A 1,035-nucleotide genomic window follows, 5' to 3' on the forward strand; every position below is an offset into this window, starting at 1 on the left:
GTTTTATGCATGTCGTTTTCCCAAAATCGAGGTCGCTTTTGGGCGACATGCATTAGCTATCTGCTCGGCTTGCCGAAAATCATCCGCAGGAACTCGTCCAGCCAGCGCTTGAGATGCATGTCCCAGATCAGCCGGCCGCCGAGATGATCGCGGCCGGGCTGGGCACCGGGCAATTCGAAGCGATGCGCGCCGCGCACCACCCAGCGCTGCATCATCACCCTGGTCAGTTCGCCATGGAACTGGATGCCCCAGGCATTGTCGCCGTAGCGGAAGGCCTGGTTGGGATAGGTCTCGGCCGTCGCCAGCAGCGTCGCGTCCCTGGGCAGCGAGAAACCCTCGCGGTGGAACTGATAGACCATCTCCGGCCAGTGCATCAGTTGCTTGCCGGCTTCGGTCGCTTTCAGGGGATACCAGCCAACCTCGACCAGCCCTTCGCCGTGTCCTTCGACCTTGCCGCCGAGACAGTTGACCAGCATCTGTGCGCCGAGACAGATGCCGAGACATGGCCGGTTCTCCCTCAGCGGTATTTCCAGCCAGTTGGTCTCGCGGCGAACGAACTCGTCCTCGTCATTGGCGCTCATCGGACCGCCGAACACCACCGTGCCGGCGTGGCCGTCCAGTGTTTCGGGCAAGGCGTCGCCAAGCGGCGGCCGGCGGATATCGAGGTCGAACCCTTCTTCCAGCAACATGTGGCCGACACGCCCTGGGCTCGAACTCTCCTGATGCAGCACGATCAGTATCTTTGGCTTCGAACTCGTTTGACGCGGCATGGGAAGGCGAAGATCCTATTCGTCGCTCGATGTTCCGGTGGCGCCGGGCGCGTGCGCCGCTGCCTTGCGGCGCGCCTCGACGCGATCATGGCGTTCGACGCCGATCAGCTCGGCGACGCGCCAGACGGTGTTGTCCTCGAGCTCGTGCAACTCGCCGTCGGCATAGACGATTTCCCACATCAGGCCGATGAAGGCCTTGCGCGCATCGGCATCGAGATGCCGCTTCAGGACACTGGTGAAGGCATAGAGATCGATCGCCTCATTG

General features: G+C 62.5%; 2 protein-coding genes. Both read right to left on the reverse strand.

What is annotated here, in order from left to right; translation table 11 throughout:
• Positions 1-56: 56 nt before the first annotated feature.
• The gene (locus EN749_RS36265; RefSeq protein WP_128289993.1) at positions 57-770 is read right to left on the reverse strand and encodes a glutamine amidotransferase; all 714 of its coding nucleotides are present in this window, start codon (positions 768-770) and stop codon (positions 57-59) included.
• Positions 771-785: 15 nt separating this feature from the next.
• On the reverse strand, positions 786-1,035 hold a 250-nt coding region (locus EN749_RS36270), incomplete at its 5' end, for a TerB family tellurite resistance protein (protein ID WP_189368012.1).

Source organism: Mesorhizobium sp. M7A.F.Ca.ET.027.02.1.1, from assembly GCF_004022985.1.
GTDB lineage: Bacteria > Pseudomonadota > Alphaproteobacteria > Rhizobiales > Rhizobiaceae > Mesorhizobium.

What these genes read in the sequence shown, in the direction of transcription:
- EN749_RS36265 (WP_128289993.1), bottom strand. Translation starts at nt 770, where the DNA reads ATGCCGCGTCAAACGAGTTCGAAGCCAAAGATACTGATCGTGCTGCAT.